This window comes from Cupriavidus sp. 01L46, assembly GCF_056399905.1.
In genome coordinates this window covers 1-26,981 of the sequence record NZ_JBFTSF010000060.1, presented here as the reverse complement: position 1 = coordinate 26,981, position 26,981 = coordinate 1, and the positions used below count along the sequence as shown (strand labels likewise).

Here is a 26,981-nt window from a genome sequence, read left to right as displayed (position 1 = left end):
CTTCGAAGTGCGCGCCGACGATATCCTGGCGCAGGATGCCGGGGCGCTGGCCCAGGCAGCGCTGGAGCCGCACGACTTCCTGGCGCGCCTGGCGCGCGACGAGTTCGCGGTGGGCGTGCCGGAGATGGTGCACCAGAGCCGCGCCAATGAGCTGGGCGCGCGCCTGCTGGGCTCGCTCGCGGAGTTCGTGGCCGCGCGTKGCCTGCAGATGCAGATCGGCGTGAACATCGGCATCGCCATCTACCCGCGCGATGCGCAAACCTCCGAGGCCCTGATGCAGGCGRCACGCGTGAGCCTGAGCGAGGCGCGCGAGAGCGGCTCGAACCAGGTGCGCGTATTCAACTCGGCCGCCGGCGAACGCGCCCGGCGCATGCGGGTGATCCGCCGCGACCTGTGGCTGGCCATCCAGGACGATGGCCTCGCCTTGCAGTACCAGCCGAAGTTCGAYGTGCACCAGCGTACCGTGATCGGCGCCGAGGCCCTATGCCGCTGGCGCCATCCGACCCTGGGGCAGGTCAATCCCGCCGAGTTCATCACGGTGGCGGAGCAGTCCGGGCAGATCGACAAGCTCGACGACTGGGTGATCGCCACGGTCTGCCGGCAGATACGCCAGTGGCAGGACGACGGCATCCCGGTGGTGCCGGTGGCCATCAACGTGTCCGGCTTGCGCTTCGCCAGCCGCGACTTCCCGCAGTACCTGCTCGAGCAGATCCACCAGCATGACATCCCGCCATCGGCTGTCACGCTCGAGATCACCGAGACCGCGGCGATGAAGGACATCGCCCAATCGCTGGAGACGCTGCTGGAGCTGCAGGCGCTGGGCATCCACGTGGCGCTGGACGACTTTGGCAGTGGCTATTCAAGCCTCGGTTATCTCAAGCGCTTGCGGGTCGGGACGTTGAAGATCGATCGGACCTTGATTGGCGGGCTGGATGTCGATGCGCAGGGCAGGGCCATTGTCGGGTCGATGGTGGCGCTGGCGCACGAACTGAAGATGCGGGTGGTGGCGGAAGGCGTGGAGTCGCATTCGCAACTGGATATCCTGGCAGGCATGGGGTGTGACGAGGCGCAGGGGTATTTGCTGTCGCATCCCTTGGACCCGGTCACGTTTGCCAATTTGCTATCGGGCGCATGAGGCGAATCGAGCGGATCGGGAGAATGACGCCTCGCCGTCAAACCTCACTTTCTGGGCGTGAAAGGCTCCGGTAACGCGCCTCCAGGCGGAAACAGCGCCAAAAGCCGGGTAAACCGCCCGCTCTCGGGCACCAGCAAGGCAAAGCGGGTCTCGCAATGATGCCCTGTAACGGCCCCAAGCCGGCGCAACTGCTGGCTGCAGCTAACCAGCGACGGCAGCCCGCGCGGCAGGTAGATGCTCGCCAGCAGCGCCTMCGGCTCGATCCGCGTGCGGCCATGAAAGCGCGCCAGCTGCATCAGCAGCTCATCCGACATGCCGGCCTCGCTGCTGGTGTCCAGGTGCAAGGGCAGGCCAATGGCGTCGCGATTGGCCACCGTCAGCACATCCCGCCAGTTCAGAGGCATGGGCCCGTCGCTGAGCACCGGCGCGAACAGCACCGAAGCCAGCAGTTGCAGGGTGCGCGGCAGCGCCTCGGCGGTGGTCGGCACGATAGGCCCGCAGCCAGTGGCGGCATGTGGCAGGCCGTCGACCAGCAATGTGAGCACAAGGCGATCGGGATGGCGCAGGGAGCGCAGGCGTTGGGCGGTGGTAGCGTTGATCTGCCGCTCCACGATCACAAGCTGCGCATCGGCCGGCTGGCGCGGGCGCCGCGATACCCAGTGCAGGCATCCACCAAAGTCCGGCAGCGACGCCAGCAATGCGTCCGGGGCGCCCTGGACGAAGACGGTGAGCTTGTCGGGTTGGCGCGGGTCAGGGGTATCCCGTTTGCTCCACTGCGGGCCTGGCAAGTTCGACATGATCACGTTCCGATGGTATTGCAGTGCCTCAGTCGCGGGTAGCGCAGGCGTGCCATGGCCCGCCGGTGCGCGGGCCATTTTACGGCGAGGCCGTAGTATGCCCACCCGCCGCCGCCAGATGCACCCCATGCTCGTGGGGTAACAAATGCCACAAATGCCGCCGATCGACGCAACCGTACTACGGATTCGGCCGCCGCTGCCGATATGCCCCAAAGGGGCGTTGTTTGCACCGGCCACGCCAGTCGCGCATCGCCGCACACCGCAGCCCCGTCCGCAGGAACATCGGTCCACCGTGCCAGAACGCCGGCTTTGTGGACTCACCATCGTGCCGTCAACGGAGCCGCCATGTCTTTGCCTCATATTCTAGTCGTCGATGATTCTCCCTCCTTGCGCCGCATGATCGGCGCCTGCCTGCGCGCCGGGGGCTACGGCGTGTCCGAAGCCGCCGACGGCGACGAGGCGCTGGCGCTTGCCCTCGACGCTAGCTTCGGCATGCTGGTGACCGACCAGGTGATGCCGGGAACGGACGGCCTGACCTTGATCCGCACGCTGCGTGCGAAACCTGCCTATGCCGCCATCCCGATGCTGATGCTGAGCACCGAGGCCGACAGCCAGGTGCGCGAGCAGGCTCGCGTGGCCGGCGCGTCCGGCTTCCTGGCCAAGCCGTTCGATCCGGATCAGCTGATGGAGGCCGTGAATGCGCTGCTAGACCCCTCCAAGGTAGGGTAAATGCATTGGCATTGTTGCCCTTCAGTCACGTCCAGGACTGCCGTTAAGAGGTAAACGATATTCGTGCCTCGTCGCAGGCTGAGTCTCGGCCTGGCTGCCCGCCCGCGGGCCGGCCGGCTGCGGCTTTGGCAGCGCCGCATGGCCGGTCATTGCAGCGGGAGCCAGCAAATGAAAGCCGGGAACAAGACAGAGGGCACGGGGGAAGAGTTCCTCGCGTTCAGGTTGGGCGGCGAGGAATACGGCGTCGACATCCTCAAGGTGCAGGAGATCCGTGGCTATGAGAACGTCACGCAGATTGCCAATGCGCCAGCCTATCTCAAGGGCGTGGTCAACCTGCGCGGGATCATCGTCCCGATCATCGACCTGCGCATCAAGTTTCGCCAGGACAAGGTCAACTACGACCAGTACACGGTCGTGATCATCGCCGACCTGCACGATCGCACCACCGGCATCGTGGTCGACGGCGTGTCCGACGTGCTGACGCTGGCCCCGGGCCAGATCCGGCAGGCGCCCCAGCTGTCCGGCGAGACGGACTACATCCGCGGCATCGGCTCGGTGGAAAGCCGCATGCTGATCCTCGTCGACATCGAGAAACTGCTAGACACCGAAGAACTCGCGGCCATCGAGGCAGCCGCGGCCACCTGAGGCGGCCGCACGTAGCGAGAGTCCGATCCATGCAGTCTTCCATCCATGCGAAATAATCAACCCGTTACCTCCCGAGAGTACAWGCTCTCCGCAGACGATTACCTGATCTCCAGGACGGACCTGAAGGGTCGCATCACGTTCGCCAACCGCGCCTTTATCGAGGCCAGCGGATTCGCGGCGGAGGAATTGCTCGGCGCCGCGCACAACCTGGTCCGCCATCCGGACATGCCGCCGGCGGCATTCGCCGACCTGTGGAAGACCATCCAGGCCGGACGCTCGTGGGTGGGCATCGTCAAGAACCGCCGCAAGGACGGTGATTTCTACTGGGTCAGTGCCACGGTGACGCCGACGGTCGTCGATGGCCAGCTGGTGGGCTACACCTCGGTGCGTTCGATGCCGCAGCGCGGGCAGGTCGAGGCAGCAGACGCCGCCTACGCACGCCTGCGCGAGAACGGTGGCTCGGGCCTGGCCGTGCGCGACGGTGCCGTGGTGCGCCGGGGTCTGGCGGGGCTGCCGGCACGCCTGGGCAAGATCACGCTCAAGCGGCGCATCCTGCTGTCGCAGGCGGCGGGCCTGGTGTGGTTMCTCGCGGCGCTGCTGGCCTTCGAGGTGCTGGCCGGGGCAGAAGCCATGAGCCAGTTGCGGCCCTGGCTGTGGGGCGGCTTCGGGCTGGCGGTCGCGTCATCCTTTATCGGCGGCACGCTGCTGCTGGCACGCGTGAACCGGCCGGTGCAGGACATGCTCGACTTTGCCTTGCGCATGGGCGCGGGCGATCTCACCACGCGCCTGGACTACCGCGCAAGCGACGAGGTGGGGGCGCTGGCGCGTGCCATGCGCACGATGCAGCGCAGCTTGCTGTCGGTGGTGGGCGAGATCCAGGAGGGCATGGCGAGCATTTCCACGGCCACGCGGCAGGTGGCCGCGGGCAACAGCGACCTGTCGCAGCGCACCGAACAGCAGGCGGCCTCGCTGGAGGAAACCGCATCGAGCATGGAGGAGCTGACCAGCACGGTGCGCCAGAACGCGGACAACGCGCGCCAGGCCAGCGGCCTGGCGGCCAACGCCTCCGAGATCGCCGTCAAGGGCGGCGAAGTCGTGGGCCGCGTGGTGCAGACCATGGACGACATCAATGGTGCATCGAAGAAGATCGTCGACATCATCGGCGTGATCGAAGGCATTGCCTTCCAGACCAATATCCTGGCACTGAACGCGGCAGTGGAAGCCGCGCGCGCCGGCGAACAAGGCCGGGGCTTCGCCGTGGTGGCCGGCGAGGTGCGCGGGCTGGCACAGCGCAGCGCGAACGCGGCCAAGGAAATCAAGGGCCTGATCGGCGACACGGTGGCACGGGTGGACAACGGCTCGGCGCTGGTGGGCCAGGCCGGACTGACCATGGGCGAGATCGTGCAGGCGGTCAAGAGCGTGACGGACATCATGGGCGAGATCAGCGCGGCGTCCGCCGAGCAGAGCTCGGGCATCGAGCAGGTCAACAAGGCCGTGGCCCAGATGGACGAGGTGACGCAGCAGAACGCGGCACTGGTGGAGCAGGCCGCGGCCGCGGCCGGTGCGCTGGAAGACCAGGCCGGGCGCCTGCGCGATGCGGTGGCCACCTTCCGCGTCAGCTTGCGCCCTGAAGCACGGCCCGCGCGCGCGCGCCAAGGCGACGCGCAGCATCTGGCGCAAGCCTGAAAAGTGAAAGAGATCAAGCAGTGTCGAGGCAATCAGCCTGAAAGCATGTTCAAAAAAAAGAAGAAGTAGCGCCTGTCGTGCGCACCGCCGGCAACCCGCCGGCAGCGGACAGATGAGGCCCCCGGTCAAGTCATTCAGAAAAAAGAGGTAGTCTGCATGCAATGGTTCAATCAGCTCCGCGTCACGACCAAGCTGGTCGTTGGCTTTCTGGTCGTGTCGCTTATCGGCGCGGTGATGGGTCTGCTGGGCGTCATCAATATGGGACGCATGACGGACTGGACCAGCAGGATTTATCACGGCGACCTGCAGGCGCTCAAGGCGGTGCAGAGCGGCAACATCGACCTGCTCTATGCCAGCCGCGCGCAGATTGCGCTGCTGTCGGCTTCGACCATGGGCGAGCGCGCCGCCGAGAAAGAGCAGATCGAAAAGTCGCTGGTCCTGCTGGACGAGAGCGTGAAGCGTGCGCGCCCGGCGTTCAGCCAGTCCGAGGGGATTGCCCTCGTCAAGCAGTTCGACGCCCTGCTGCCGGCCTACCGTGAGCGCCTGGGCAAGTATGTGGCGCTCGTCAGCAAGCAGCCGCTCGATACCTCGCAGTTTGAAAGCCAGGTCTTTAGCGAAAGCGCCGACCTGATCAAGGATAGCCGCGCGCTCGAAGACGTGATGGCAAAGATGGTCAAGCGCCGCGACGATCGCGCGCTGGGCAACATGGACGAGGCGCGTGGCGTCTACGAAAGCTCCCGCCTGTGGATGCTGGGCCTGGTGCTGGGTGGCCTGGCGGTCTCTGTGCTGCTGGGCGCGCTCCTGGCCCGTACGCTGTCGCGCCAGCTGGGCGGCGAGCCGGGCTACGCGGTGGCCATCGCCTCGCGTATCGCCGAGGGCGATTTTTCGGCCGACGTGAAGCTGCGTGCGGGCGACAAGGGCAGCCTGCTGCACGCMATGAAGCAGATGCAGCAGCAACTCTCGGCCATGGTGCGCGACTTCAAGGATTCCGCGGAATCGATCGCATCCGCCTCGCGTGAGATCGCCGCGGGCAACAGCGACCTGTCGCAGCGCACCGAGCAGCAGGCAGCCTCGCTGGAGGAAACCGCATCGAGCATGGAGGAGCTGACCAGCACGGTGCGCCAGAACGCGGACAACGCGCGCCAGGCCAGCGGCCTGGCTGCCAACGCCTCCGAGACCGCGGTCAAGGGTGGCGAAGTGGTGGGCCGCGTGGTGAAGACCATGGACGAGATCAACGATGCCTCCAAGAAGATCGTCGACATCATCGGCGTGATCGAAGGCATCGCCTTCCAGACCAATATCCTGGCACTGAACGCGGCAGTGGAAGCCGCGCGCGCCGGCGAGCAGGGCCGGGGCTTTGCCGTGGTGGCAGGCGAGGTGCGCAGCCTGGCGCAGCGCAGCGCGAACGCGGCCAAGGAAATCAAGGGCCTGATCGGCGACACGGTGGCGCGGGTGGACAACGGCTCGACGCTGGTGGGCCAGGCCGGGCACACCATGGGCGAGATCGTGCAGGCGGTCAAGCGCGTGACGGACATCATGGGCGAGATCAGCGCGGCGTCCGCCGAGCAGAGCTCGGGCATCGAGCAGGTCAACAAGGCCGTGGCGCAAATGGACGAGGTGACGCAGCAGAACGCGGCGCTGGTCGAGCAGGCCGCGGCTGCCGCCGGTTCGCTGGAAGACCAGGCTACGCGCCTGCAATCCTCGGTAGCCAGCTTCCGCCTGGCCGAAACGGATGCCTTCGCCGGCTCCCGCGCGCAAGCGCCGCAGCCCAAGGTGATCGCTGCGCCCAAGGCCAAGCCCAAGCGCATGGAGCCGTCGGCGCCGGCCGCCCGCCACGAAGAGTCCGGTCACGCCGAGCCCGCACCGGTGGACAAGGCTGAGCGCGAGGGCGGACGTGAAGCGCCTGCGCCGGTTACGGCGCGCGCCGCGCGTCCCGCGGCTCTGGCCACCTCGGAAAGCGGCGATTGGAGCGCTTTCTGACGGCGAACAAGGTGCTCCCGCCGTCAGCGGCATAGCCGGACCTGCACATCATGACTACTGAAATCACCCTGGCGCTGCCCGAAGAAGCCGCGGCCAAGCTGCGCGCCGAGTTCGAGCACTTCGTCAAGCTCTCGACCGGGCTGGACAACGAGTTCACGCCACCCGGCTTCGATGACTTCCTGCGGGCGCGCCTGCTGCACCATGACGGCCCGCTGACCGAGCGTGCCGTCACGCGGCTGCTCTCGGGTGGGGAGTACGCCTGGGCCAAGCGCGTGTTCAACAAGCAGCTGCCCAATGCCATGGCGACCCTGATGCGCGACGCGCAGCGCTATGGCTATGGCCTGGCGGTGCGCTACGAGTGGACGCCCCAGGAAYGCCTTGCGCACGCCCGTGACTGGTCCCGGCAGATACTGGAGGACGCCGGGGCCGACCTGGCCTTTACCGATCCCCTGGCATCCCAGCTGGCTACCTCGGCGGTGGATATCCGCACGCTTGAGGAGCAGATGCAGACACCGGCATGGCGCGTCGCGGAAAGCCTGCGCCGCCGGGTCTACGACCTCATATACATGGTGCAGACTGAACGCACCCCCGGCACGGCACGCTCGCGGCTGGGAGAGCTGCGTGCGTTGCTGGGGCTTTCGATGGACTACGGCACTGTGAGTGCCGAAGAAGCTGCGCGTGTGATGGAACAGGTGGAGCAAACCTGCCCGCATCTGTTCCACGAAGAGCCCGACGACCTGTTTGCACGGGTGGCTGCATGGCTGCGCAGGGTCCTAGTGTAGTGAGTCCGGCCCGTCAATAGAGGAATGCGACTAGTACACCCTCTGAAGGGATGACCTGGCGCGCCATTTTAGAGCTTTTCTTCTGTTACATACGCGTAACAGTTTTGATGCAAATCACATGACAAGGAGATGTCTGTTACAAACTTCGAATCCCATGTATGTTTCATGCGACATTGCTGTACCCCAACGTAAGAGGGGATTGGCAGTCTGCTCAAATTGCCGATATAACACTGTCAGTCGCACTTACACTCTGTAACATTTGTAACGTTTCAGATAGGTCTGACCAAGCGCAGTTCCGTAGTTGTACGCAGTACCCGTCGAACACGCACTCAAACGATCTGGTCGCCTTCAGCCTTCGGCTGCGGGTAAGCGCCGGACAAGCGGTCGAAGGGCTTTTGGTAGCGGGGAAAAATTGGAAAGCAGTGAAGTTCTCCAGGAGATCAGGGAGGTCAATCTCGCCTATCTGCTGCTCGCGCAACGCCTGGTGCGCGAAAATCATCTGGAAGCCATGTTCAGGCTTGGCGTCAGCAAGGAAATTGCCGACATTCTCGCCAAGTTGACACCGGCCCAGCTTGTCAAACTGGCAGCATCAAACATGGTCCTATGCCGTTTTCGGTTCGACGACCATGCCTTGCTGTCGACGCTCACCCATACGGCCAAGAGCCATGATATGCAGCAGATCCATGCTGCGATCCTGCTCGCACGGCAGCCCGTGGAGTCGCTCAATTGAMCGCGCTCCTGCAGGCCCCGTCAGCCCGGAGTACCACGGCCACTCCCGTCCCCAATCGCAAGAGCGTCCTGCAGGATGCCAACCAGACCCAGCTCGCCATTGAGCTGATCGGCCTGGGTGCGCGCCTGCAAGTCCTCGAAGCCGAGACCACGCTCTCGCGCGATCGCCTGATCCGCCTCTACAAGGAGCTGCGCGGCGCCTCGCCGCCCAAGGGCATGCTGCCCTTCTCGACCGACTGGTTCACCACCTGGTTGCCAAACATCCATTCCTCGCTGTTCTTCTCGGCCTATCAGTTCATGGTCCAGCAGGGCGAGACGGTTGGCATCCGCGGCGTGGTGGCAGCCTATCGGCTCTATCTGGAGCACGTATCGCTGCTCGAAAGCGAAATTGTCTTAAGTTTCACCCGTGCTTKGACGTTAGTACGGTTTTTCGAGAGCAACATGCTGCAGCTTTCCAGCTGCACCTGCTGCGGCGGGCGTTTCGTGACGCACGCGTACGAGCCGCATGCGAATTTCGTATGCAGCCTGTGCCGTCCGCCCTCGCGTGCTGGCAAAGCCAAGAAGCTCTCGAAGGACATCGCACCAGCGCAAGCTGTCGCCTGACTGAAATCCTTGGGTCGATAGGGCACTAAGTCTTCAAGTCTTGCCGTCTTCAGTCGTTAAGTCTTAAGACGGACAGACTTCAGGACCCAAGGCTTCAAGGCCCGATAGTCCCAAGGTCTCAGATCCGATGGCAGCCTGCGTGACAGGTGAGCCCTGCCAAGGCAGGCGGTATATCCGCCTGGCTGGAGGGGTGACTCTTGTGCGTGCCTGACGCGTGTTTTTCTGACGGGGAATCAATCGTGCTAGTTGTAATTGGCTTTGTTGTCGTGATAGTGGCGGTGCTTGGTGGATACGCCATGACCGGCGGCCATATGGGCGCGCTTTATCAACCGGCAGAGCTTGTCATCATTGGGGGCGCCGCGATCGGCGCGTTCATCAGCTCCAACAATGGCAAGGCTATCAAGGCCACCATGCGCGTGCTGCCGACACTGTTTCGCAGCAGCAAGTACAGCAAGGCGCTGTACATGGAAGTCATGGCGCTGCTCTATGTCCTGCTRTCCAAGGCCCGCCGCGAAGGCATCCTGTTCCTCGAGAAGGAAATCGCGGATCCGGCGGCCAGCAGCGTGTTCAGCCAGTATCCGCGCATCCTTGCCGACCCGGGAATGATGGAGTTCCTGACGGACTACCTGCGCATGATGGTCAACGGCAATATGAACGCCTTCGAGATCGAGACCTTGATGGATCACGAGATCGAGACCTTCCGCCACGAGGCCGAGGTGYCGGCGCATGCGCTGACCCGGATCGGTGACGGATTGCCCGCCTTCGGCATTGTCGCCGCGGTGATGGGCGTGGTGCACGCGCTGGCCTCGGCAGACCTGCCGCCGGCCGAACTGGGCGCGCTGATTGCCCACGCCATGGTCGGCACCTTCCTCGGCATCTTGCTCGCCTACGGCTTTGTCTCGCCGCTGGCGGCGCGGGTCGAGCACCAGGTGGACGAAACCGTGAAGATGTACGAGTGCATCAAGGTCACGCTGCTGGCATCGCTCAATGGGTATGCACCGCTGGTGGCGGTGGAGTTCGGCCGCAAGGTGCTGTACTCGACTGAGCGGCCATCCTTCCTCGAACTGGACGACCACGTCCGCGAAGTCAAGAGCATCACCTGACGAAGAGGAGCGACAGCGATGAGCAGTGAGCACGGTGCGCACCCCATTGTCGTCAAACGCATCAAGAAGAGCAGCGCCGGGCATCATGGCGGATCGTGGAAGATCGCCTACGCCGACTTCATGACGGCAATGATGGCGCTGTTCCTTGTGCTTTGGCTGCTGAAGGCTGCCCAGCCCAAGGACCTGGTGCAATTGGCAGAGTATTTCCGCACGCCGCTGAAAGTGGCCATTGCGGGCGGCAACAAGAGCAGCATGTCTTCCAGCGTGATCCCGGGCGGCGGCACGGACGTGACCCGCCAGGACGCGGAAGTCAGGAAGACGCCCGAAGACGCCACCGAAAAGGCCAAGGAGCGCCAGGAAGCCGAGCGCCTGCGCTCGCTCAAGAAGCGCCTTGAGCAGATCATCGAGAACAACCCGGTGCTGCGCCAGTTCCGCCCCCAGTTGTTGCTCGATATCACCAGCGAAGGTTTGCGTATCCAGATCCTGGATACGCAGAACCGGCCGATGTTCCGTACCGGCAGCGCCGCGGTCGAGCCGTATATGCGCAGCATCCTGCGCGAGATCGGCCCGGTGCTCAACGAGATGCCCAACAAGGTCAGCCTGTCCGGCCATACCGACTCCGCCAACTATTCCAATGGCGAGCGCACGTATAGCAACTGGGAGCTGTCCTCGGACCGCTCCAATGCCTCCCGGCGCGAGCTGATTGCCGGCGGCATGAACGAGGGCAAGGTGCTGCGCGTGATCGGCCTGGCCGCGACCATGCCGCTCGACAAGAAGGACGATCTCGCGCCGGTGAATCGCCGCATCAGCATCGTGGTGCTGAACCAGCGCGCGCAGTCTCGGATCGAGGCTGAGAATGCCAGCGCCGCCGAGGTTTCGATCGCAGCAAAGGCCGGTGAAGCCGGCCAGGAAGTGCAGGCAGGCCTGGCGGCCGCCTCCGCCCCCGCAACCGCAGTCGCGCCGGCCGCTTCGGCCGCCCCGGCTGCGGCTGCGCCGGGCAACGCCGCCGCGGCCCCGGCCAAGCCGGGCAGAGTTCAATGAAGACCGCCTGCCATGCCGGCAGCGGGCTTCGCAGCAAAATTCAGTGAGCCAGGACGGTTATGTCTGTCGATATCGATATCACGCAGTTCTACCAGACCTTTTTCGAGGAGGCGGAAGAGCTCCTCGTGGAAATGGAGCAGCTGCTGCTCGGGCTGGATCTCGAATCCCCCGATGCGGAAGAGCTCAACGCGATCTTTCGCGCGGCGCACTCTATCAAGGGTGGCGCGGCCACGTTCGGCTTCGCCGCCCTGACCGAAACCACGCACCTGCTGGAAAACCTGCTTGACCGTACGCGGCGGCGGGAACTGGCGTTGTCCCGGACCATCATCGACACTTTTCTGGAAACCAAGGACGTGTTGCAAGATCAGCTCAACGCCTACCGTAACGGTACGGAACCCGATCCGGAAACGCTGGCGCGCATCTGCGCCGTTCTTCAGCAACTGGCGCTCGAGGCTGCGGGCGGCACGCCGGCAGCGGCGCCCGCCCCGGCGCCTGTCGCCGCAGCGGCAACCGTGGCCGCCGTGGCGCCTGCGAGCGCCGGCGGCGGCCTGAAGGTGACGCTGGTCAAGGTGTCGCCCTCGGACCAGGCGCTGTTGCGCGAGGAACTCGCCAACCTGGGCGAGATCACCGGCCAGAAGGAAGAGGGCGGCGATCTCACCGTGTGGCTGTCGAGCCAGTGCAGCGCCGACGACATCATCGCGGTATGCTGCTTCGTCGTCGATGGCGACCAGATCGTCGTGGAAGCGGCGGATGCGCCGGCTCCGGCCGCAGCGCCGGCAGCGGCCGAGCCGGTAGCTGCGGCTGCTGCGCCGGCCGCCGCCGCTCCGGCGCAGGCCCCGGCCGCGCCCGCCAAGGAAAAAGCCAAGGCACAGMCCGCCGCGGCCGCGCACGCACAGGAGAACGGCTCCATCCGCGTGCCCACCGAAAAGGTGGACCAGATCATCAACCTGGTGGGCGAACTGGTCATCACGCAATCGATGCTGGCGCAGACCGCATCCGCGCTCGATCCGGTGCTGTTCGACCGCTTGTTCTCCGGCATGGGCCAGCTCGAGCGCAATGCGCGCGACCTGCAGGAAGCGGTGATGTCGATCCGCATGATGCCGATGGACTACGTCTTCTCGCGCTTCCCGCGACTGGTGCGCGACCTGGCCGGCAAGCTGGGCAAGCAGATCGACCTGATTACCTTCGGCAAGGCCACCGAGCTCGACAAGAGCCTGATCGAACGCATCATCGACCCGCTGACCCACCTGGTGCGCAACAGCCTGGACCACGGCATCGAGACACCGGACTTGCGCGTTGCCGCGGGCAAGGAACCCACCGGGCAGCTGATCCTGTCGGCCCAGCACCACGGTGGCAACATCGTCATTGAAGTGAGCGACGACGGCGGTGGCCTGCGCCGCGACAAGATCCTCGCCAAAGCGCTGCAGAATGGCCTGCCGGTGTCGGAGAACATCAGCGACGATGAAGTCTGGCAGCTGATCTTCGCACCGGGCTTCTCCACCGCCGAAGCGGTGACCGACCTGTCCGGCCGCGGCGTGGGCATGGACGTGGTCAAGCGGAACATCCAGGAAATGGGCGGCCACGTCKAGGTTACCTCGCGTCCCGGCCAGGGCACCACCACCCGCATCGTGCTGCCGCTGACGCTGGCGATCCTGGACGGCATGTCCGTCAAGGTGGGCGCCGAGACCTTCATCCTGCCGCTGAACTGCGTGATGGAATCGCTGCAGCCCAAGCCGKAGGACGTGCACACGGCTGCCAACAACGACCGCGTGATGCATGTGCGCGGCGAGTACCTCCCGCTGCTGGAACTGCACCGCGTGTTCAACGTGGCCGAAGCCGTGCACGAGCCGACCCAGGGCATCGCCGTGATCCTGCAGGCCGAAGGCAAGCGCTTCGCGCTGCTGGTGGACCAGCTGATCGGCCAGCACCAGGTCGTGCTGAAGAATCTCGAAACCAACTACCGCAAGGTGCCTTGCATTTCCGCCGCCACCATCCTTGGCGACGGCAGCGTGGCACTGATCGTGGACGTCGGCGCGCTGCAGCGCACCGGAGTGCGCCGCCAAGACCCGGCGCTTGCTTAACGCTCAGGAGAACAAGACATCATGGCCGGCATCGGACACATCGATACCCCCGGGAGCGAAGCTTCTGGGCAGGAGTTCCTGGTTTTCACGCTGGGAAGCGAAGAGTATGGCATCGACATTCTCAAGGTGCAGGAGATCCGCGGCTACGACGCGGTGACCCGCCTGGCGAATGCGCCTGAYTTCATCAAGGGCGTGACCAATCTGCGCGGCGTGATCGTGCCGATCGTGGACCTGCGCCTGAAGTTCCGCCTGGGCAACGTGCGCTATGACCACCAGACCGTGGTCATCATCCTCAATATCGCCGGCCGTGTGGTTGGCATCGTGGTGGATGGCGTATCGGACRTGCTGACCCTGACCGGCGAAGCCATCAAGCCGGCGCCGGAGTTCGGCGTCTCGGTTTCCAACGATCACCTGACCGGCCTTGGCACTGTCGACGGCCGCATGCTGATCCTGATCGACATCGAGAAGCTGATGACCAGTGCCGAAATGGAATTGGTCGAAGCCGAGCTCGCCTGATCCCGACCGGATCCGCCTGAGTTCGCCAAAGCAAGCCCCAGCAAGACCACGGCCAAAAGCCCCGCAACACATGACGCAGCCTCGCCCAACCGCCTTTGCCGCCGGCCCGCAATCGGCGCAGCCCGCTTCCCTGCGGCGCGACGAGCCGCGTGACTTCCTGCTGACCGAGCGGGACTTCGAGAAGATCCGCGCGATGATTCATCGCCGCGCGGGCATCTCGCTTGGCAGCCACAAGCGAGAGATGGTATACAGCCGGCTGGCGCGACGGCTGCGCACGCTGCAGCTGGTCGATTTCGGCACTTACCTGGCGATGCTGGACGCCGATGACGGCTCGGACGAGTGGGAGTTCTTTACCAACGCGCTCACCACCAACCTGACGTCGTTCTTCCGCGAAGCCCATCACTTCCCCTTGCTGGCGGAGCACGCCAAGAAGACCGGCCGGCCCTACTCGGTATGGTGCTCGGCCGCGTCCACCGGCGAGGAGCCCTACTCGATCGCCATCACGCTGGCTGAAGCGCTCGGCGAGCGCGCCGCCACTGTGCTGGCCACCGATATCGACACCCAAGTGCTGGCCAAGGCCCGCTCCGGTGTCTATACGGCCGAGCAGGTGAACAAGCTCTCGCCCGAGCGGCTCAAGCGCTTCTTCCTCAAGGGCACCGGCCAGCGCGCCGGCGCGGTCAAGGTCAAGCCGGAACTGGCGGGCACCATCAGTTTCGAGCCGCTGAACCTGCTGGCGCCGGACTGGGGGATTCGCGAGAAGTTCGATGCGATCTTCTGCCGCAACGTGATGATCTATTTCGACAAGCCTACCCAGGGCAAGATCCTGGAGCGCTTCGTGCCGCTGCTCAAGCCGCACGGGTTGCTGTTCGCTGGCCACTCCGAGAATTTCTCCTACGTGACGCGCGCCTTCCAGCTGCGCGGGCAGACTGTCTATGAACTGGCGCCGCAGTCGGCCCGGCTGGGAGGATCGTGATGCGCACGCCCCAATTGCCGGAGGCGATCGCCACCCGCAGTTACTTTGACCGTGAATTCGGCAAGCAAGCCATCAAGCTGCTGCCCAACGAGTATTACGTGACCCGCGAAGACGTGGTGCTGACCACGGTGCTCGGTTCGTGCGTAGCGGCATGCATCCGCGACGAGACGGCCGGGGTAGGGGGCATGAACCATTTCATGCTGCCGGATGACGATGGCGTGGGCGCCGACCGGCTGCTGTCCGCGTCGATGCGCTACGGCTGCTACGCGCTGGAAGTGCTGGTCAACGAACTGCTGAAGATGGGCGCGCGGCGCGAGCGGCTCGAAGCCAAGGTGTTTGGCGGCGGCGCGGTGCTGGCCAACATGACCACGCTCAACATCGGCGACCGCAATGCGGAGTTCGTGATCCGTTACCTGAAGACCGAAGGGATCCGGCTGGCCGCGCAGGACCTGCGCGGCCCGCATGCGCGCCGGGTCAGCTATTTCCCGCTTACCGGGCTGGCGCTGGTGCGTCGGCTCACGCGCCAGGACGACCAGGTGGTGGTCGAGCGTAACGAACGCGCGCTGGCACGCGCCATTGCCAACTCCGCGACGACGCCCGCACAGGGCGGCGCGGAACTGTTTTCACGGCGTGCACCATCGGCTGCCGTTTCCTGATACGACGAGGACTTTTTCCAGACATGACTGCGGCCAAGATCAAGGTATTGTGCGTGGACGACTCCTCGCTGATACGCAGCCTGATGACGGAGATCATCAACAGCCAGAGCGATATGGAGGTGGTAGGCACCGCCCCCGATCCGCTGGTGGCGCGCGACCTGATCAAGCGCCTGAATCCGGATGTACTGACGTTGGACGTGGAAATGCCGCGCATGGATGGGCTGGATTTCCTTGAACGGCTGATGCGCCTGCGCCCGATGCCGGTGCTGATGGTATCGTCGCTGACCGAGCGCGGCTCGGAAATCACGATGCGCGCGCTGGAACTCGGCGCGGTGGATTTCGTCACCAAGCCCAAGCTCGGCATCCGCGACGGCCTGATGGATTACACCGACACCATCGCCGACAAGATCCGCGCCGCGTCGCGCGCACGCATCCGCAGCAACGCACCCGCCAGCGGGGAAGCGGCAGCGCCGGCGACCCCGATGCTGCGCAGCCCGTTGCTGTCCACGGAAAAGCTGATCATCGTGGGGGCGTCCACCGGCGGCACCGAGGCCATCAAGGATTTCCTGATGCCGATGCCGCCCGATTGCCCCGCGGTGCTGATCGTCCAGCATATGCCGGCTGGCTTCACGCGTTCGTTCGCGCAGCGCCTGGATGGCCTGTGCCGGATCACGGTCAAGGAAGCGGAGCACGGCGAGCGCGTGTTGCCCGGCTACGCTTATATCGCCCCGGGAGATTCGCACCTGCTGCTCGCGCGCAGCGGGGCCAACTATGTGGCCCACCTGTCGCAGGAGCCGGCGGTCAACCGCCACCGGCCGTCGGTGGAAGTGCTGTTCGACTCGGCCGCCAGGCATGCCGGCAAGAATGCCATCGGCGTGATGCTGACGGGCATGGGCAAGGACGGGGCGCAAGGCATGCTGCGCATGCGCGAGGCCGGTGCTTATAACCTGGCGCAGGACGAGAGCAGTTGCATCGTATTCGGCATGCCCAAGGAGGCGATTGCCGCCGGTGGGGTGCATGAGGTAGTACCGCTGCACGCGATGAGCCAGCGCGTGATGGCACGCCTGGCCACCTTCGGGACACGCGCGCAGCGAGTTTGACAGGGCACAAGCGCTGGCCCGGCCGCATACCGGCGGGGCCAGCGCAAGTATTGCAGCAACTTTCCACAACTGTATTGGAGCCGTTAGAGTGGACAAGAACATGAAGATCCTGGTGGTCGATGACTTCCCCACCATGCGTCGCATCATCCGCAACCTGCTTAAGGAACTGGGCTTTGCCAACGTCGAGGAAGCCGAAGACGGCGCCGCTGGCCTGGAGAAAGTCAAGGACGGCAGCTTCCAGTTCGTCATTTCCGACTGGAACATGCCGAACATGGACGGCCTGAGCATGCTGCAGGCGATTCGCGCCGAAGGGGCGCTCGCCAAGCTGCCGGTACTGATGGTGACGGCCGAGGCCAAGAAGGAAAACATCATCGCCGCGGCACAGGCCGGCGCGAACGGCTATGTGGTCAAGCCGTTCACGGCTGCGACGCTCGATGAGAAGATTACCAAGATCTTCGAGAAGCTGGCGAAGGAAGGGGCATAAGGTGGGCGATATGTCGACGACTCCGACGCTAAGCAACGAATCTGCCGAGCAGCTGTTCCAGCGCATTGGCGCCCTGACACGGATGCTGCGCGACAACATGCGCGAATTGGGGCTCGACAAGGAAATCGAGCGCGCCGCGCAGGCCATCCCCGACGCGCGTGACCGCCTGAGCTATATCGCCTCCATGACCGAGCAGGCTGCCGAGCGCACGCTGACCGCGGTGGAGCTGGCGCAGCCGATCCAGTCCGGCATGGAGAAGCAGGCCGAGGCGCTCGACAAGCGCTGGGAAGCCTGGTTCGAAACGCCGGTGGAGCTGGGCGACGCGCGCGAGCTCGTGCTCGACACCCGCGCCTTCCTGACGGACGTGCCGCAGCAGGCGCGCGCCACCGGCAGCCATCTGCTCGACATCATGATGGCGCAGGACTTCCAGGACCTGACCGGCCAGGTCATCAAGAAGATGATGGACATGATTCACTCCCTGGAGCAGGAACTGCTGCAGGTGCTGATCGACAATGTCCCGGCCGATCGCCGCGTGGAAGCGCCGTCGACGTTGATGAACGGGCCGCAGGTGAACCCCGAAGGCAAGGCCGACGTGGTCTCCGACCAGTCACAGGTCGACGACCTGCTCGCCAGCCTGGGCTTCTGATCGCCAGGCACGGACCGCGGCGCCGCTAGCGGCGCCGTGCCGTCCCGCGTGCGCCCCTTCCCCGGGGTGCACTGCCGGAGCGCCCTCGCCGCCAAGGCGGGGGCTGCGCATCGCGCATGCCGGCCCTCCCGCGCGCCGCGCGTGCGCCGCGCGCCCCGCCCAAGCGCCGCCATCGCGCAAACAGCGCCAGAATCCCAGTCCTATTCCGGCTAATGCCCGCCGGTTTCCGCTCCGATAATCGATCCTGACGAACGGCCGTATGCCGCTTCGTAACGGAGCGGCCATGTCCGAAGAAAGCGATCTCGAGAAAACCGAACCTGCCTCAGCGCGGCGCCTGGAAAAGGCGCGCGAAGAGGGGCAGGTTGTGCGTTCGCGCGAGCTCGCCACGCTGATCATGCTGATGAGCGGCGTAGTGGGCCTGTCGACGCTGGGCGGCACGCTTRCCAACAAGCTTGATGCCGTGTTGCACGCCAGCCTGGCTTTCGAGCCTGCGATCGCCTTCGACACGACGCGCATGATGTCGCGCTTTGGCATCGCGGTCTGGGAGGGCCTGCTGGCCTTCCTGCCGCTGCTGCTGTTCTTTGGCGCGGCAGCGCTGGCTGGCCCCATGCTGCTGGGCGGCTGGATGTTCTCCGCCAAGTCGTTCGCCCCGGATTTCTCCCGCCTCTCGCCGCTCAAGGGGCTGGGCCGGTTGTTCTCCTCGCAGTCGCTGGTGGAACTGACCAAGGCCATTGCCAAGGCGCTGCTGGTTGGCAGCGTGGCCGGCTGGGTGTTGTGGCGGCGGTTGCCCGAGGCCATCGCGCTGATGAGCGCGCCGATCCACGAAGCGCTGCTGCACATGCTGGAGATGGTGCTGAGCTGCACCGCGATGGTGGCGGGTTCGCTGGTGCTGGTGGCCGCGCTCGACGTGCCCTGGCAGTACTGGACCTTCTACAAGAAGCTGCGCATGACCAAGGAAGAGGTCAAGCAGGAGCACAAGGACAGCGATGGCGACCCGCACATCAAGGCGCGCATCCGCCAGCAGCAGCGTGCCATGGCCAAGCGCCGCATGATGTCCGAAGTGCCGAAGGCGGATGTGGTGGTCACCAACCCCACCCACTTTGCCGTGGCGCTGCGCTACGAAGAAGGCCGCATGAGCGCACCGCGCGTGGTCGCCAAGGGCAGTGACGCGATTGCCGCGCGCATTCGCGAGATTGCCGTCGAGAACGGCGTGCCGTTGCTGTCCGCGCCGCCGCTGGCGCGCGCGCTGCATCGTCACGTCGAGCTGGGCAGGGAAATCCCTGCCGGCCTGTACACCTCCGTGGCCGAAGTCCTGGCCTGGGTCTATCAACTGAAGCACTGGCATCACAGCAGCGGCCCGCATCCGGCGGCACCCTCCGATCTGCTGGTGCCTGACGAGTTAGCCGTACCGGAAAGCCAAGCATGAACGCATTGACCTCGCTGTTCAAACTGCCGGGGGGCCAGACAGGCGGGCAGATGAAGGCCCTGGCCGGCCCGCTGCTGATCATCATGATCCTCGGCATGATGATCCTGCCGCTGCCGCCCTTTATCCTGGATCTGCTGTTCACGTTCAACATCGCCCTGTCGATCATGGTGCTGCTGGTGGGCATGTACACGCAGAAGGCGCTGGACTTCGCCGCCTTCCCGGCGGTGTTGCTGTTCACCACGCTGCTGCGCCTGTCGCTCAACGTGGCCTCGACGCGGGTCGTGCTGATGGAAGGGCACACCGGGCCGGATGCCGCGGGCAAGGTGATCGAGGCCTTCGGCCACTTCCTGGTCGGCGGCAACTTCGCGGTGGGCATCGTGGTGTTCGCGATTCTGGTGGTGATCAACTTCATGGTCATCACCAAGGGCGCGGGGCGTATCGCCGAAGTTGGCGCGCGCTTCATGCTAGACGCCATGCCCGGCAAGCAGATGGCGATCGACGCCGACCTCAACGCCGGCCTGATCAATGAAGACGGCGCCAAGAAGCGCCGTGCCGAGGTCTCGCAGGAATCGGACTTCTACGGCGCSATGGACGGYGCCAGCAAGTTCGTGCGCGGCGATGCCGTGGCGGGYCTGATGATCATGTTCATCAACGTYGGCGCCGGCATGGTGGTSGGCATGGTGCAGCAYGACCTGGACTTCGCCACCGCGGTGCGCAACTACACGCTGCTGACCATCGGCGATGGCCTGGTCGCGCAGATCCCGGCGCTGGTGATTTCCACCGCCGCGGGTGTGATCGTCTCGCGGGTCTCCAACGAGCAGGACGTGGGCCAGCAGCTGACCGGCCAGCTGTTCTCCAATCCGCGCGTGCTCTACCTGACCGGCGCCATCATTGGCATGATGGGCATCATCCCGGGCATGCCGCACTTCGCCTTCCTGGCCTTCGCCGGCGCGCTGGTGTGGTTCGGCCGCTATGTGGCACGCCGCGACGTGGCGCAGGCGCAGGAAAAGAAGCGCGAGGACCGTACCCCCTCAGTGGCKCCTGAATCGACCGAAGCCAGCTGGGACGATGTCACCCTGGTCGATCCGCTCGGCATGGAAGTGGGCTATCGCCTGATCCCGCTCGTGGACCGCGCGCAGAACGGCGAGCTCCTCGGGCGCATCAAGAGCATCCGCAAGAAGGTGGCGCAGGAGATCGGCTTCCTGGTGCCGGTGGTGCATATCCGCGACAACCTGGAACTCAAGCCCAACGCCTACCGCATCACGCTCAAGGGCGTGGAGATCGGCCGCGGCGAGGCCGCGCCCGGGCAGTGGATGGCGATCAACCCCGGCCAGGTGTCCGGCGCGCTGCCGGGCACGCCCAGCCAGGACCCGGCCTTTGGCCTGCCCGCGGTGTGGATCGAGAGCGGTCTCAAGGAGCAGGCGCAGACCTACGGCTACACGGTGGTGGACGCAAGCACGGTAGTGGCGACTCACCTCAACCACCTGATCCACATTCACGCGGCCGAGCTGCTTGGCCGCCAGGAAGTGCAGGCGCTGCTCGACCGCATCGCCAAGGAATCTCCCAAGCTCACCGAAGACCTGGTTCCCAAGGTCATCACGCTCACCGCGCTGCAAAAGATCCTGCAGAACCTGCTGGACGAAAGCGTGCCGATCCGCGACATGCGCACCGTGCTGGACGTGGTGGCCGAGCACGCGCCCAAGGTCAGCGATCCCAACGAGCTCACCTCGCTGGTGCGCATGGCGCTGGGCCGCGCCATCACCCAGCAGTGGTTCCCCAACGGCGCCGACCTCCAGGTCATCGGCCTTGACGCTGGCTTGGAACGCGTGCTGTCGCAGGCGCTCACTAACGGCGGCGGCATCGAGCCGGGCCTGGCCGATGCGCTGCTGCAGCAGACGCATGGCGCGGTGATCAGGCAAGAACAGCTGGGGCTGGATCCGGTGCTGCTGGTGCCGCATCCGCTGCGCCCGTTGCTGGCGCGCTTCCTGCGCCGGACCATGCCGCAACTCAAGGTGCTTTCGCATGCCGAGGTGCCGGACAACAGAAATATCAGGATCACCGCCATGATCGGTGGCACAGCGTGAGGGGTTTCGCAAAATGAGCGTAGCTAAATTCGTGGCGGCCAATGGCCGCGAGGCCTTGCGCCAGGTGCGCGAGGCGATGGGGCCGGATGCCGTGGTGCTGTCCAACCGCACCGTCGAAGGGGGGGTGGAGATTGTCGCGATGCGCGACACCGATCTCGGCGCCATCTCCAGCAACGCGCCCGTATTCACGCCGCCGCCGGCTGCCGCGGTCGCCGTCGACGGCGCCCTTGGCGACCTGCGCGGCGAGCTGCAGACCATGCGCGCCATGATGGAGCGCCAGTTCTCCGGCGTGGGCACGCACAGCCTGCCGTCGATCGGCGGAGACCCGTTGCGCGATTCGCTGTTTACCTGGTTAGTGACCGCTGGCTTCTCCGGGCAGCTCGCCCGTTCGCTGCTGGGTCACTTGCCGCTGGGCCATGACCGGCCCGCCGCCATGACCTGGATCCGCCAGGAGCTTGGGCGCAAGGTGCCGGTGCTGAACGACGAAGATGCGCTCTTCGCCCAGGGCGGCGTGCTGGCGCTGGTGGGTCCCACCGGCGTGGGCAAGACCACCACCACCGCCAAGCTTGCCGCGCGCTTCGTGCTCAAGCACGGCCCGGAACGCCTGGCGCTCCTGACCACCGACACGTTCCGGATTGGCGCGCACGAGCAATTGCGCATCTACGGCGACATCCTTGGCGTGCCCGTGCATGCGGTCAAGGACGCGGCCGACCTGCGCTTCGCGCTGGCGGCGCTGACCGAGAAGCACCTGGTGATCATCGACACCGTGGGCATGAGCCAGCGCGACCGCAACCTGTCCGAGCAGATCGCCATGCTGGCTGGCGTGCAGGCGCCGGTGCAGCGCATCCTGCTGCTCAACGGCGCCAGCCACGGCGACACGCTCAACGAAGTCGTCCACGCCTACCGTCACGATGCCACGCCCGATGGCGGCATCGACGGCTGCATCGTCAGCAAGCTGGATGAGGCCACGCACCTGGGCTCCGTGCTCGACGTGGTGATCCGCCACCGCTTGCCGGTGTACTACGCCTCCACCGGCCAGCGCGTGCCCGAGCACCTTGAGCTCGCCAACGGCGCGGCCCTTGTCGAGCGTGCCTTCCAGACGCCGCGCCGCGGATCGGTGTTTGCCGACGCGGAAGCCGCGCGCCGCGCCATGCCCGCGCAGGACGATAGCGAAGCCGCGCGCACCGCCAGCCCCGGCGGCGCCGACGGCATGCTGCGCTCGCTGACGGACAGCGCCAACGCGGTGGGCGATTGCGTGGAGCAACTGAACGCTGGCAGCTATAGCTTTGAACTGGTCCGCTCGCTGTGGCAGCAACGCAATGAGAGCGCATCCTCGCCGCGCCTGATGGCGCAGCAAGTGCGCGAGGCCGCCTGCCGCGACCTCGCCCGCCATTGCGACCGCTTCGTGCTGTCGCTGAGCGCCACGGTGGCCGCACCGGTGGCGGGACGGCGCGCGCCGCGCCCCTGGCAGCACACGCTGTTCCTGGCGGACCGCGACGGCCTGCCGCTGGCGGCCGCTGCCGCACCCGCAGGCCGCACCGGCCCGGCGCTGCAAGGCGGCCAGGGCGGATGGGAAGCCGATGCCGCCACGCTGTGCGCCGCCATCGCCGCCGCCCGTACCGTGGTCAACGTACTCGACGCCATGCCTGCCGCCCCTGTGCTGGCACGCTGGCAGCAAGCTGGCGAGCGCTGGCTGGCCACCGCACGCAAGACCACCCGCGTGGCCAGCGGCGGTGCCGCCGTCAAGCTCGATGCGCTGGCCGAGACGCTGACCTTCCACGCTGTGCAAGACATGGACTATCGCGGCCGCGATGCGGTGCAGTGGATCGCCCAAAGCCCGGTGCGCGTGCTCGAAGGCCAGGCACGCGGCGCCCGCGCCGCCGCCGAGGGCGGCACCGATGCCGGCTTGCTGGTGTCGCGCGTGGTCGACCGCGAGAACGGCCAGACGCTCGCCGTGCACTACCTGCTGTGCGACCCGGCGCTGTCGGCCGAGGGCGCGCAACTGGCACGCTGGGCCCGCTGGGCCGAAGCCGGCGAAGCGCAACTGCGCACCCTGCGCCATGCGCTGGACCACCTTGGCCAAGGCGACGGCGGCCATGAACCCGCACAGGCCGAAGCGCAGGCCTGCGCCCGCTTGCTCGCGCTGCAGATGGGTGTGGCCGCGCTGCGCCTCGAGCAAGCCTGCGATGATTCGGTCGCCGCATTCCTGGCGCGGCTGACCGGCCGCGCGCCGGCTCGCCAGGCTTGCGGCGCAGCTGTGCTGGTCGAAGGCATCGGCCGTTTGCTGGCCTTGCTCGACGTGCTGGAAAACTATCCCGCCCGCAGCGGCCGCGCCACGCAGCCCGCCGTTCAGGAAGCGCCGCCGGAGACGTTGCAACTGGGCGGCGCCGGGGGCGTGCTCGAGGCGCGCATGAGCGCAAGCCGCGTGTTCGAGACGCTGGCGCAGGGAGAATAAGCCGTGAATTCACTCGCAACCGACCAGGCGGAAAGCCTGCGGCGCATGTTGGCGCCACGCGCCACGCGCCGCGTTGCCGTGGTCGCAAGCGATGCCGGTGCCGGGGCCACCACGGTGGCACTGGGGCTGGCCAACGCCCTTGCCCTGCAAGGCGAACGCGTACTGCTCGTCGATGAGGACCGCTTCGGCGCCCGCGCCACCCGGCTTGCCGGCGCCATGCCGGAAGGCACCCTGGCCGCGGTGCTGGGAGGCGCGGTGACGCTCGACGCAGCGCTCGGCAAGCGTCCCGCCGGCACCGTTGCTGTGCTGCCGGGCAGCCCCCAGGCCAATGGCGACCTGCAGTTGCTCAAGTCGTTTCGCACCGTGCTCAGCGATGCCCGCAGCGATGCGGATGGCGGCTTGTCGCAAATGGCTGGCGCGGCGCATAACCTCATCGTGGTGCTGCGCGCGGAGCCGGCCTCGATCAAGGCCGCATACGCGTGCATCAAGCAGCTCAATCACCTGTACGCCTGCCGGCGTTTCCACCTGGTGATCAATGCCGCCGCCGGGGACGCCGCCGCCAGTGCGGTGCTGGGCAACCTGGCCCGTACCGCCAGCCAGTACCTTGGCGTCGAGGCCAGCCCCGCGGGCAGCCTGCCGCACGATCCGCTGGTCGAGCGCAGTACCGCATTGGGCCRTTGCGTGGTCGAGGCCTTCCCGGCCRCGCCCGCCACCGCCGCATTACGCCKAATTGCCACAGGCATTGCCAGCTGGCCAATGTCCACCGATCCCCGTTCAACCCTGTCGGCACCAATGGCGCCGACGGCCACGGCCCTGGCCTAAGCGCCGGGACCTGCAAGCTAGGACTCACGAGAATTCCACCATGTATACGATTCAGGGAAAGCTCGAACAGACTGATACCGTGACGGCGCATGCGTCGCTGGTGCGTCGCATCGCCTTGCAACTGGCGGCCAAGCTGCCTGCCAGCGTGCAGCTCGATGACTTGATCCAGGCCGGCATGATCGGTCTGCTCGACGCCGCCAAGCGCTATGAAGACACCCACGGTGCGCGTTTCGAGACCTACGCCAGCCAGCGCATTCGCGGCGCCATGCTCGACGAGGTGCGCGCCAACGACTGGCAGTCGCGCAGCCTGCGCCAGTTMACGCGGCGGATCGAGCGCACCGTGCGCGGCCTGGAGCAAACGCTGGGCCGTGCGCCGCTCGATTCCGAAGTGGCCCAGGAACTGGAGCTGCCGCTGGACGAATACCAGACGCTGCTCAACGAGGTCTATGGCTGCCAGCTGCTGCACTATGAAGACTTCGAGCGCTCTGGCGAAGAGGACTTCCTCGACCGGCACCTGAGCGTGAGCGATGACGGCAACCCGCTCACGGTGTTGATGGAGAGCGGCATGCGCGAAGCGCTGATCCGCGCCATCGAGCGCCTGCCCGAGCGGGAGAAGCTGGTGCTGTCGCTGTGCTATGACCAGGAGCTGAACCTGCGGGAAATCGGCGCGGTGCTGGAAGTCACCGAGTCGCGTGTGTGCCAGATCCGTAGCCAGGCGATCACACGGCTGCGTTCGCAGTTGCGCGGGTTGCTGTGAGCTACTGGCCCAAGCGCTTCGCCGCGTTGACGCTCGCCGTGGCGTGCTGCCCGGCACTGGCAGCGCCTGGCGGGCAGGCGCTGCATAGCTGGTCGGCTTCGGTGAACGGGCCTGCGCTGTACAGCAAAGGCCTGCGTACCGTTTCCGTCCCGATTTCACCGACCGGCTATTTGCCGCAGGCGCAGGGCGCAATCACGACAGTGCGGTGGCGCTATAGCTTCTCGCGTACGCCGCCGAATGCACTACAGGCTTACCTATGCAATGCGCAGCGGTGTGTATTGCTTTCGGGGGCTGAGGGGCTGACCGAGGCGTTTAGCGGGGATGACGCTGCCAAGGGCTTTGTGTTTGCCTTTCAGGTGCCGGGGAAGGGGGCGTTGACGCCGGTCTTGATTGGGCAGGCTAACGAGGTGACGGTTGGGTTTCGGTGAGGGGGGCTTAACCGCAACCGCTTAACCGCAACTGCAACCGCAACTGCTTAACTGCAACTTCAACTGCAGTTTCACCACCCCTGCGGGGCGGCGACCTACTTTCTTGTCTCGCCAAGAAAGTAGGCAAAGAAGGCGACCCGGATGCGGCGAGGCGCCGCATAGCGGGAGATTCAAACCATCACGGCTCGCTTCGCGTCGCCCCTGGGTGTTCCCCGCCTTGGGGGCGGGTCACACGGCTAAACCGAGGCGTTGGCCTATCCCCCCCTGCTGGTTTGCTTCCCTCTCCCACTTGTGGGAGAGGGGCCGGGGGAGAGGGCGGGCACTCGCAAGAACGAGATGCCACAAACTACCCAACTCAACCGCTATCCAACTCAACCAGTCGCCAGACTGACCCCTTGCGGCCCGTTCTGCGCGCGCCCGTCGCGCCCATACAGCGTTGTGTTGTCACCCCGTTGCCGCAACGCCAGAATCGCTTCCTCGGTGAACTCGAGGTGCGCATCCACAACCGCGGCATTCAGCGCATTGGCGTCGCTTGYAGCGCGTGCCGCAAACACCAGCGTCCGCCATGCGGCTTCCACCGACGGATCGATCTGGCGCCCGAACAGCTGGCCGCCCGCGCCGGTGCGAATTCCCATGGCGCCCATCTGCGCCTCGCGTGTGCGTGTCAGCGCGCCCAGCAATCCGGCCAGTTCGACCTTGCGTTCCAGCACCCCGGCAAGGGCCTGGTAATCGCCGGCCTTGATCAGGCTTCTTTCTTCGCCCAGCAAGGTGGCGAACTCCTGCGCGAGCTCGGTTTCGCGGCGCAGGTTCTGGATCAGGGACTGGCTCATGGCTTGCCTATCTTGGGGTGGGGTTGGCGATGCGGCCCGTAGCAAGCCGCGATGTCAGGCGCCGCCGCTGAGTTCGCGCAGGGACGCGAGCAGGCCGTCGGCGATCTTGCTTGGGTCGATCTTGATGCGGCCTTCGGAGATGGCCTGGCGGATCTCTTCGACCTTGGCGGTGTCGATATCGTCGTCATGGTCTTCTACCATGCGCGCGCCGATCTCGCGCACCTGGGCCGACAGGGGGCTGCTGACGCGCACGCTGGACGTCTCCGGGGCAGCCGTCGATCCGGGGGCGCCGGCCACGCTGCGCACGGCGCCGTCGATGGCGTCGCTCGGCCTCGACGAGGTGGTCTGATTGATCTTCACGATGATTCCTTGCTGGGTACCTTTGGCTTATCGGATGCTTCGGGCGAAACTTTAGGTCGAATTGCGACGCCGCGGCGCCGTTTTTCCGGCCCCGGAGCGCGCGGTATTGTCTCATGAGCCCGCCCATGAGACG

The 26,981-nt window shown here is 65.9% G+C and carries 26 protein-coding genes; 23 read left to right on the top strand and 3 right to left on the bottom strand.

What is annotated here, in order from left to right:
• Window positions 1-1,135: putative bifunctional diguanylate cyclase/phosphodiesterase (locus AC1DS3_RS13200; protein WP_477127331.1), on the top strand; the 1,135-nt coding region annotated here is incomplete at its 5' end.
• 44 nt (window positions 1,136-1,179) lie between these two features.
• Here the strand turns inward: AC1DS3_RS13200 and AC1DS3_RS13195 are convergent.
• Window positions 1,180-1,932: a hypothetical protein gene (locus AC1DS3_RS13195; protein WP_477127330.1), complete on the bottom strand. Its 753-nt coding sequence runs from the start codon at window positions 1,930-1,932 to the stop codon at window positions 1,180-1,182.
• Between the two features lie 345 nt (window positions 1,933-2,277).
• Here AC1DS3_RS13195 and AC1DS3_RS13190 point away from each other — a divergent pair, with 345 nt between their 5' ends.
• From AC1DS3_RS13190 to AC1DS3_RS13085, 22 genes are all read left to right on the top strand, one after another.
• A complete protein-coding gene (locus tag AC1DS3_RS13190) occupies window positions 2,278-2,661 on the top strand; it encodes a response regulator (protein ID WP_441639105.1) in 384 nt (127 codons plus the stop codon).
• Window positions 2,662-2,829: 168 nt separating this feature from the next.
• Window positions 2,830-3,306 (top strand): chemotaxis protein CheW, encoded by a 477-nt coding sequence (locus AC1DS3_RS13185; RefSeq protein ID WP_441639107.1) that lies wholly within the window; start codon window positions 2,830-2,832, stop codon window positions 3,304-3,306.
• Between the two features lie 45 nt (window positions 3,307-3,351).
• The gene (locus AC1DS3_RS13180) at window positions 3,352-4,992 is read left to right on the top strand and encodes a methyl-accepting chemotaxis protein (RefSeq protein WP_477127329.1); all 1,641 of its coding nucleotides are present in this window, start codon (window positions 3,352-3,354) and stop codon (window positions 4,990-4,992) included.
• Window positions 4,993-5,148: 156 nt separating this feature from the next.
• The gene (locus tag AC1DS3_RS13175; RefSeq protein ID WP_441639111.1) at window positions 5,149-6,972 is read left to right on the top strand and encodes a methyl-accepting chemotaxis protein; all 1,824 of its coding nucleotides are present in this window, start codon (window positions 5,149-5,151) and stop codon (window positions 6,970-6,972) included.
• 50 nt (window positions 6,973-7,022) lie between these two features.
• A complete protein-coding gene (locus AC1DS3_RS13170) occupies window positions 7,023-7,754 on the top strand; it encodes a DUF4088 family protein (protein ID WP_477127328.1) in 732 nt (243 codons plus the stop codon).
• Window positions 7,755-8,166: 412 nt separating this feature from the next.
• Window positions 8,167-8,484 carry a flagellar transcriptional regulator FlhD gene (gene flhD, locus AC1DS3_RS13165; RefSeq protein ID WP_006162633.1) on the top strand — a complete coding sequence of 106 codons (318 nt, stop codon included), beginning with the start codon at window positions 8,167-8,169 and terminating at the stop codon, window positions 8,482-8,484.
• Window positions 8,481-9,086 (top strand): flagellar transcriptional regulator FlhC, encoded by a 606-nt coding sequence (flhC, locus tag AC1DS3_RS13160; protein ID WP_477127327.1) that lies wholly within the window; start codon window positions 8,481-8,483, stop codon window positions 9,084-9,086. Before flhD ends, flhC begins: the two co-directional genes overlap by 4 nt.
• A 239-nt stretch (window positions 9,087-9,325) precedes the next feature.
• Window positions 9,326-10,189, top strand: a complete 864-nt coding sequence (gene motA / locus AC1DS3_RS13155; RefSeq protein ID WP_477127326.1) for a flagellar motor stator protein MotA — start codon at window positions 9,326-9,328, stop codon at window positions 10,187-10,189.
• Window positions 10,190-10,207: 18 nt separating this feature from the next.
• A complete protein-coding gene (gene motB, locus AC1DS3_RS13150; RefSeq protein ID WP_441639116.1) occupies window positions 10,208-11,230 on the top strand; it encodes a flagellar motor protein MotB in 1,023 nt (340 codons plus the stop codon).
• Between the two features lie 59 nt (window positions 11,231-11,289).
• Complete coding sequence (cheA, locus tag AC1DS3_RS13145) at window positions 11,290-13,311, top strand: chemotaxis protein CheA (RefSeq protein WP_477127325.1); 2,022 nt, start codon at window positions 11,290-11,292, stop codon at window positions 13,309-13,311.
• Window positions 13,312-13,332: 21 nt separating this feature from the next.
• Entirely contained in the window at window positions 13,333-13,827 is a 495-nt protein-coding gene (locus tag AC1DS3_RS13140; protein WP_477127324.1) for a chemotaxis protein CheW, read from the top strand.
• A gap of 70 nt (window positions 13,828-13,897) precedes the next feature.
• Window positions 13,898-14,800 carry a CheR family methyltransferase gene (locus tag AC1DS3_RS13135; RefSeq protein ID WP_150992423.1) on the top strand — a complete coding sequence of 301 codons (903 nt, stop codon included), beginning with the start codon at window positions 13,898-13,900 and terminating at the stop codon, window positions 14,798-14,800.
• Entirely contained in the window at window positions 14,800-15,456 is a 657-nt protein-coding gene (gene cheD, locus AC1DS3_RS13130) for a chemoreceptor glutamine deamidase CheD (RefSeq protein WP_441635686.1), read from the top strand. The genes AC1DS3_RS13135 and cheD overlap by 1 nt, the downstream gene beginning before the upstream one ends.
• Before the next feature lie 23 nt (window positions 15,457-15,479).
• Entirely contained in the window at window positions 15,480-16,556 is a 1,077-nt protein-coding gene (locus tag AC1DS3_RS13125) for a protein-glutamate methylesterase/protein-glutamine glutaminase (RefSeq protein WP_477127323.1), read from the top strand.
• Between the two features lie 88 nt (window positions 16,557-16,644).
• Window positions 16,645-17,040 (top strand): chemotaxis response regulator CheY, encoded by a 396-nt coding sequence (cheY, locus tag AC1DS3_RS13120; protein WP_006162642.1) that lies wholly within the window; start codon window positions 16,645-16,647, stop codon window positions 17,038-17,040.
• 10 nt (window positions 17,041-17,050) lie between these two features.
• Entirely contained in the window at window positions 17,051-17,686 is a 636-nt protein-coding gene (gene cheZ / locus AC1DS3_RS13115) for a protein phosphatase CheZ (RefSeq protein ID WP_441635682.1), read from the top strand.
• A gap of 283 nt (window positions 17,687-17,969) precedes the next feature.
• Window positions 17,970-19,112 carry a flagellar biosynthesis protein FlhB gene (gene flhB / locus AC1DS3_RS13110; protein ID WP_477127322.1) on the top strand — a complete coding sequence of 381 codons (1,143 nt, stop codon included), beginning with the start codon at window positions 17,970-17,972 and terminating at the stop codon, window positions 19,110-19,112.
• The gene (gene flhA, locus AC1DS3_RS13105; RefSeq protein ID WP_441635678.1) at window positions 19,109-21,196 is read left to right on the top strand and encodes a flagellar biosynthesis protein FlhA; all 2,088 of its coding nucleotides are present in this window, start codon (window positions 19,109-19,111) and stop codon (window positions 21,194-21,196) included. The genes flhB and flhA overlap by 4 nt, the downstream gene beginning before the upstream one ends.
• A 13-nt stretch (window positions 21,197-21,209) precedes the next feature.
• The gene (gene flhF, locus AC1DS3_RS13100; RefSeq protein ID WP_477127321.1) at window positions 21,210-23,651 is read left to right on the top strand and encodes a flagellar biosynthesis protein FlhF; all 2,442 of its coding nucleotides are present in this window, start codon (window positions 21,210-21,212) and stop codon (window positions 23,649-23,651) included.
• Between the two features lie 3 nt (window positions 23,652-23,654).
• Window positions 23,655-24,473 (top strand): MinD/ParA family ATP-binding protein, encoded by an 819-nt coding sequence (locus tag AC1DS3_RS13095; RefSeq protein ID WP_477127320.1) that lies wholly within the window; start codon window positions 23,655-23,657, stop codon window positions 24,471-24,473.
• 40 nt (window positions 24,474-24,513) lie between these two features.
• Complete coding sequence (locus AC1DS3_RS13090; RefSeq protein WP_477127319.1) at window positions 24,514-25,230, top strand: RNA polymerase sigma factor FliA; 717 nt, start codon at window positions 24,514-24,516, stop codon at window positions 25,228-25,230.
• The gene (locus AC1DS3_RS13085) at window positions 25,227-25,658 is read left to right on the top strand and encodes a flagellar protein FlhE (protein ID WP_441635672.1); all 432 of its coding nucleotides are present in this window, start codon (window positions 25,227-25,229) and stop codon (window positions 25,656-25,658) included. The genes AC1DS3_RS13090 and AC1DS3_RS13085 overlap by 4 nt, the downstream gene beginning before the upstream one ends.
• A gap of 371 nt (window positions 25,659-26,029) precedes the next feature.
• Here the strand turns inward: AC1DS3_RS13085 and AC1DS3_RS13080 are convergent, their stop codons facing one another.
• A complete protein-coding gene (locus AC1DS3_RS13080) occupies window positions 26,030-26,488 on the bottom strand; it encodes a flagella synthesis protein FlgN (protein ID WP_477127318.1) in 459 nt (152 codons plus the stop codon).
• Between the two features lie 54 nt (window positions 26,489-26,542).
• Complete coding sequence (gene flgM / locus AC1DS3_RS13075; RefSeq protein WP_183033945.1) at window positions 26,543-26,848, bottom strand: flagellar biosynthesis anti-sigma factor FlgM; 306 nt, start codon at window positions 26,846-26,848, stop codon at window positions 26,543-26,545.
• Window positions 26,849-26,981: the final 133 nt, after the last annotated feature.

Coding starts and splice junctions, on each gene's coding strand:
- AC1DS3_RS13190 (WP_441639105.1), top strand. CDS start 2,278: ATGTCTTTGCCTCATATTCTAGTCGTCGATGATTCTCCCTCCTTGCGC.
- AC1DS3_RS13185 (WP_441639107.1), top strand. CDS start 2,830: ATGAAAGCCGGGAACAAGACAGAGGGCACGGGGGAAGAGTTCCTCGCG.
- motB (WP_441639116.1), top strand. CDS start 10,208: ATGAGCAGTGAGCACGGTGCGCACCCCATTGTCGTCAAACGCATCAAG.
- AC1DS3_RS13135 (WP_150992423.1), top strand. CDS start 13,898: ATGACGCAGCCTCGCCCAACCGCCTTTGCCGCCGGCCCGCAATCGGCG.
- cheD (WP_441635686.1), top strand. CDS start 14,800: ATGCGCACGCCCCAATTGCCGGAGGCGATCGCCACCCGCAGTTACTTT.
- AC1DS3_RS13125 (WP_477127323.1), top strand. CDS start 15,480: ATGACTGCGGCCAAGATCAAGGTATTGTGCGTGGACGACTCCTCGCTG.
- cheZ (WP_441635682.1), top strand. CDS start 17,051: ATGTCGACGACTCCGACGCTAAGCAACGAATCTGCCGAGCAGCTGTTC.
- flhF (WP_477127321.1), top strand. CDS start 21,210: ATGAGCGTAGCTAAATTCGTGGCGGCCAATGGCCGCGAGGCCTTGCGC.